General features: G+C 48.2%; 5 protein-coding genes. 2 read left to right on the plus strand and 3 right to left on the minus strand.

Translation table 11 applies throughout. The features are described from left to right. Positions 1-264 precede the first annotated feature (264 nt). A complete protein-coding gene (locus HWQ23_RS09940; protein ID WP_292827106.1) occupies positions 265-3,498 on the minus strand; it encodes an nSTAND1 domain-containing NTPase in 3,234 nt (1,077 codons plus the stop codon). A 173-nt stretch (positions 3,499-3,671) separates the two neighbouring features. Between HWQ23_RS09940 and HWQ23_RS09945 the strand changes: the two genes are divergently transcribed. Then, positions 3,672-3,920, plus strand: a complete 249-nt coding sequence (locus tag HWQ23_RS09945; RefSeq protein WP_292827109.1) for a hypothetical protein — start codon at positions 3,672-3,674, stop codon at positions 3,918-3,920. 346 nt (positions 3,921-4,266) lie between these two features. Here the strand turns inward: HWQ23_RS09945 and HWQ23_RS09950 are convergent, their stop codons facing one another. Beyond that, entirely contained in the window at positions 4,267-4,506 is a 240-nt protein-coding gene (locus HWQ23_RS09950) for an EF-hand domain-containing protein (RefSeq protein ID WP_292827112.1), read from the minus strand. 144 nt (positions 4,507-4,650) lie between these two features. On the opposite strand from HWQ23_RS09950, the gene HWQ23_RS33640 reads away from it, so the two are divergent. Then, entirely contained in the window at positions 4,651-4,980 is a 330-nt protein-coding gene (locus tag HWQ23_RS33640) for a hypothetical protein (protein WP_292827115.1), read from the plus strand. A gap of 249 nt (positions 4,981-5,229) precedes the next feature. Here HWQ23_RS33640 and HWQ23_RS09960 read toward each other — a convergent pair. Beyond that, positions 5,230-6,000, minus strand: a 771-nt coding sequence (locus HWQ23_RS09960) for a WD40 repeat domain-containing protein (protein ID WP_292827118.1), incomplete at its 5' end; no start/stop codon positions are given.

Below are 6,000 nucleotides of genomic sequence, written 5' to 3' on the forward strand. Positions count from 1 at the left end.
ATTGTCTGACTGACCATAATTCACCCTTGAATCTCGAATGTTGCTGTTTAAAGCATGAAGTTTTGAGTTCAAAGAGTAAGCGATGTCTCCGACGGGCTACGCCTACCCTTTGACTGACCATAATTCATCCTTGAATCTCGGATGTTGCAGTTCAAAGCATGAAGTATTGAGTTCAAAGGGTAAGCGATGTCTCCGACGGGTTACGCCTAAGCAATTGAATGGAGTACAGACCCTGGTAGAGGCATGGCAATGCCGTGCCCTTGCTTACCCGCGTACTTGACTCCAAACATATTTACGGCAGACTTCGCAAGCGGCTTTTGCTTCCTCTGTTTGCGGATTGGTGAAGATGGGATGGTAACGTAACCTGTCACAACAGACTTGTAACCATGCACGCCAGTCACCGCGCCACAACCGCACTGTGCCGTCTTCACCGCCACTAACAATTGTCTGCCCATCGGCGCTGATAGCGACAGAATAGACCCGACCCTGATGACCACGCAATGGTTCAGCTAAGGGAAGACCTTGGTGGTTCCACAACCGCACCGTGCCGTCATCACCGCCACTAACAATCGTCTGTCCATCTTGGCTAATGGCGACAGACCTAACATAACCCTCATGACCACGCAATGGTTCAACTAAGGGAAGACCTTGATGGTTCCACAACCGCACCGTGCCGTCAGTACCACCACTGACAATCGTCTGTCCATCTTGGCTAATGGCGACAGAATACACCCAACCCTGATGACCACGCAATGGTTCAGCTAAAGAAAGACCTTGGTGGTTCCACAACCGCACCGTGCCGTCAGCACCGCCACTGACAATCGTCTGTTTATCGGCGCTGTTGCGATCGCGTTGCCCAGCAATGGCGACAGACCAGACATCACCCTGATGACCACGGAAGGGTTCAGCTAAGGGAAGACCTTGGAGGTTCCACAATCTCACCGTACCGTCACTACCGCCACTGACAATCGTCTGCCCATCGGCGCTGCTAGCGACACAATAGACCCAACCCTCATGACCACCCAATGGTTCTGTTAAGCGAAGACCTTGGTGGTTCCACAACCACACCTTGCCGTCAGTACCGCCACTGACAATCGTCTGCCCATCGGCACTGTTGCGATCGCATTGAGGAGCAATGGCGACACAATAGACCCAACCCTGATGACCACGCAATGGTTCAGCTAAAGGAAGACCTTGACGGTTCCACAACCGCAGCGTGCCGTCAGTACCACCACTGAGAATCGTCTGTCCATCGGCACTGATGGCAACAGACCTGACATTACCCTGATGACCACGCAATGGTTCAACTAAAAGAAGACCTTGGCGGTTCCACAACCGCACAGTGTCGTCACTACCGCCACTGACAATCGTCAGCCCATCGGCGCTGATGGCGACACAATAGACCCAACCCTCATGACCATGCAATGGTTCAGCCAAGGGAAGACCTTGGCGGTTCCACAACTGCACTATGTGGTCATCACCGCCACTGACAATCGTCTGTCCATCGGCACTGATCGCCACAGATAAGACAACACCCTGATGACCACGCAATGGTTCAGCTAAGGGAAGACCTTGGTAGTTCCACAACCGCACCGTGCCGTCACCACCGCCACTGACAATCGTCTGCCCATCGGCACTGACCGCCACAGATAAGACAACACCCTGATGACCACGCAATGGTTTAACTAAGGGAAGACCTTGGTAGTTCCATAACCGCACCGTGCCGTCACCACCGCCACTGACAATCGTCTGCCCATCGGCGCTGATCGCCACAGAATTGACATAACCCTGATGACCACGCAATGGTTCAGCTAAGGGAAGACCTTGGTAGTTCCACAACCGCACCGTGCCGTCAGCACCGCCACTGACAATCGTCTGCCCATCGGCACTGATCGCCACAGATAAGACAACACCCTGATGACCACTCAATGGTTCAACCAAGGGAAGACCTTGGTAGTTCCACAACCGCACCGTACCGTCACCACCACCACTGACAATCGTCTGCCCATCGGCGCTGATCGCCACAGAATTGACATTATCTTCATGACCACGCAATGGTTCAGCTAAGGGAAGACCTTGGAGGTTCCACAACCGCACCGTACCATCAGTACCGCCACTGACAATCGTCTGCCCATCGGCGCTGATCGCCACAGAATTGACATCATCCTCATGACCACGGAAGGGAATGGAGACTCTTGCTTTATTCACCACCCGATTCAAACTGTTCTGAACTGGTGCGAGAATCTGCTGCGGTAGTTTCTCTTGATTCTCACCCATAGCTTGAATTGCCAAAACTAGACTATCTAGGGGTTGGAAAGACAATAAATTCTCTACCCTTGCCGCCTTTTCTCGCAACTGGGATTCAGTGAGTGCCCTTTCCAGTTCGGTAATGCGGTCTTTTTCATAAGCATCACTGCGCTGGTAAAAAGCTTCATCTTCCTGGGGTGATTGTAAATGGGGCTGCAATTGTTGCCAGCTATCCCTCACTTTTGCCAGCAGTCCCCCTTGCATCAAATATTTGTCATCCGGCTTTTTGTTCAACCATTCCCGCCGGGTATGTTCTAACTTATCACTCAACTGCCGCAAGTCTCGGTCTTGTTGTCGCCACTGAGCAAACTGCTGCCAACTTTCAATTAAGGCTTCATGGGCTAAATCAATCCAGTCTTCTCCTTTTTCATCTTTCGCTGTAACCAACAAGCGTCCCTTAACCAATCCCGCTTCCCCATCTAGCAACTCAGTGAGTTGTTGCTGTTGATTGAGATCATTACCTGCAATATTCAATAGTGTGGCTTTTGGTTGGCGCTGTCGGGTATCCTTTTCTCCCTCTCCTGTTCGCACCAACCGCAGAAAAATCTGCTTAATCCATTCTTTTTCCTGCTGAGTGCGTTCTTGGGTTGGGGATTCCTCCTCATAATCTTGGTAGTGATAAACCTTTTCTGCATAAAGATTTAACGCCCCAGTTAATCCTCCCAACTTCTCATACTCTTCTAGGGTGAGTAGAGCTTTCTTTTGATGGCGTTTCTCCCAGAGTTTAGTTAAGGCAAACTCCAACAAAGGCAAGAACTTTGGTTCTTGTTTAGGATTTTGGAAAATTTTTAATAGTAATGCTTTTTCAACACTATCACCCTGAAGCTTGGCAGGTTCGGTGATTGTTTCCTTTAAATTAACTCCGGTTAAAGGCGGCATAAAAACTGCCTGGGTTTGAATCAGATGAGTCACAGAGGGATAATCTAAACGGGGTTCAAGAAAATCCGTTCGCATCGTAATCACAACTGCTAACCGGGAATCATGAATCTCTACTACCTGAGTCAGTAGTTCAATGAATCTCTGCCGTTCTTCCTGATCTGCACAAACTGTAAATACTTCCTCAAACTGATCTACCACCAGCAAAAATTTTTCTGTGCCAGGAAGATTTTCGAGATCATTAGTAGGTTTAGTCAGACTGTCTAAACTGTTGTCATACTGAGCAATTTCAACGACAAGGGCGTATTGTGTCATCTTATTTTGTTAAAACTATTGGGAAACCGCCTATGTCTACTAAAGTACTCGAATATCCAAGTAATTTCCTCAGTATAGTTAACAACTCTAGATTCAACATTCTACTAGCATGTAAGCAACATGCCGTAGGAGCACAATATTAAAATCTTAGTGATTGGGATAAGCTCTATACCTTGCACTTCCTAGTAATTACGGAAGCGATCGCTCCGACGGGCTACGCCTACGCCCTTCACTCACCATCATTCACCCTTGGATCTCGGAGTTCCGAGTTCAAAGGTCGAAGTTCCGAGTTCAGAGGTCAAAGTTCTGAGTTCAGAGGTGGAAGTTCCGAGTTGAAAGGTCGAAGTTCCAAGTTAAGAGGTGGAAGTTCCGAGTTGAAAGGTCAAAGTTCCAAGTTCAGAGGTCAAAGTTCCAAGTTCTGAAGGTGAAAACTGGAGTTCTGAGCCTCAACATTGGAGATTAGAGGTTTATTTCTCCTGTTTTCTTCTCATTAGGGACTTCCAGAGAATAAAATATACAGCCAATTAAAATGATAATCATAATTCTTTAATTCCTTTACACGGTTTCACCCTAACTCTTGCTCTGGTAATGCCAGATTTTATACAATTTTGCTAGAGACCACTGAGAAAAGCCCTAGACAGCTTTAATGGCTGCTAGGGCTATGGGGAACAGCAGAATTGTGATATTACGTTAATGAATTGTTCTGATGTGACATTTAGCTGTAGCAAACTGCAAATCAGCCAAAATTGTCACCTGAACCAATATTTTTTAGCTCTCAACAAAATTACCTGCTTTCTTAACTGCTTCCTTTAACTCTTCAAAGGTAATACTACCGTTTTCGTCTAAACCATACTGTACTAGTAACTCCTGGGGGCTATTGGTATTTGTTTCTGATGAGATGATTGCACTTAAGCCAGGACTTAAAAAAAGCTCATTAATGGACACTTTGCCGTCTTGATCGCGATCTAAGTTCTTAAAAAGAGATTGAAGGTCTTGCTCGGTTGCCATAAGTTTCTATCTGAATTGATTTTTCAATTTAATATCTCATTAATATCTCAAAATTAAACAAACTTATATCCTTAGACGTAGAAAGGGGTATCGCTGGGGCTTAGATCAGGTGTAGGCTGTGATACAGGGTCTACAGTTGGGGCAATGAAAATCAATCGGCACGGTCGAGCCAAAGTTCTAACTCAACAAGAGATACAGCTAATTTTTAGTCATGGCTTGGAAAATGACCGCGATCGCTCCAATGGGCTACCCTACGCCCTTCACTCACCATCATTCACCCTTGGATCTCGAAGTTCCGAGTTCAAAGGTCGGAGTTCCGAGTTCAGAGGTCGAAGTTCTGAGTTCAAAGGTCAGAGTTTTGAGTTCAAAGGTGGAAGTTCCAAGTTCAAAGGTGGAAGTTCCAAGTTCAGAGGTCGAAGTTCCAAGTTCAGAGGTCGAAGTTCCGAGTTCAGAGGTCGAAGTTCCGAGTTCTGAAGGGGAAAACTGGAGTTCTGAGCCTAAATGGTGGAGATAATAAGTACAGACCATTGTAAGGGCACGGCATTGCCCATTGGTGTCAACTTAAGCCTTGGCGAATGGAATTCGCGGCTACACAAACAAAGTCCACCTTCGTGGACTAATACAAAATCAAAGATTCTTAACCCACGAAGGTGGGTTTTGTCTGTGTAGACGCGGTTTCTAACCGCCCTTTTAACGTTAAGTTGACTGGGCATTGCCGTGCCCCTACCCATGTTCTTTACTCCAAACATATTTACGGCAGACTTCACAAGCGGCTTTTGCTTCCTCAGTTTGCGGATTGGTGAAGATGGGATGGTAGCGTAGGCGATTGCAACAGACTTGCAACCATGCACGCCAACCACCCCGCCACAACCGCACAGTGCCGTCACCACCGCCACTGACAATGGTCTGCCCATCGGCGCTGATGGCGACAGAATAAACCCAACCTTCATGACCACGCAAAGGTTCAGCTAAGAGAAGACCTTGGAGGTTCCACAACCGCACTGTGCCGTCACCACCGCCACTGACGATCGTCTGCCCATCGGCGCTGATCGCCACAGAATTGACATAACCCTGATGACCACGCAAAGGTTCAGCTAAGGTCTGACCTTGCAGGTTCCACAACCGCACTGTGCCGTCACCACCGCCACTGACAATGGTCTGCCCATCGGCGCTGATGGCGACAGACCTGACATCACCTTCATGACCACGCAAAGGTTCAGCTAAGGTCTGACCTTGGAGGTTCCACAACCGCACTGTGCCGTTACCACCGCCACTGACGATCGTCTGCCCATCGGCGCTGATGGCGACAGACCTGACATAACCTTTATGACCACGCAAAGGTTCAGCTAAGGTCTGACCTTGCAGGTTCCACAACCGCACTGTGCCGTCAACACCGCCACTGACAATCGTCTGCCCATCGGCGCTGAAGGCGACAGAATTGACATAACCTTTATGACCACGCAAAGGTTCAGCTAAGGTCTGACCTTGCAGGTT

It is taken from the genome of Nostoc sp. JL33, assembly GCF_017114985.1.
Classification (GTDB): domain Bacteria; phylum Cyanobacteriota; class Cyanobacteriia; order Cyanobacteriales; family Nostocaceae; genus Nostoc.

Excerpts from the sequence above, each read along its gene's own strand:
- HWQ23_RS09940 (WP_292827106.1), bottom strand. The coding sequence starts at position 3,498 with ATGACACAATACGCCCTTGTCGTTGAAATTGCTCAGTATGACAACAGT.
- HWQ23_RS09950 (WP_292827112.1), bottom strand. The coding sequence starts at position 4,506 with ATGGCAACCGAGCAAGACCTTCAATCTCTTTTTAAGAACTTAGATCGC.
- HWQ23_RS33640 (WP_292827115.1), top strand. The coding sequence starts at position 4,651 with ATGAAAATCAATCGGCACGGTCGAGCCAAAGTTCTAACTCAACAAGAG.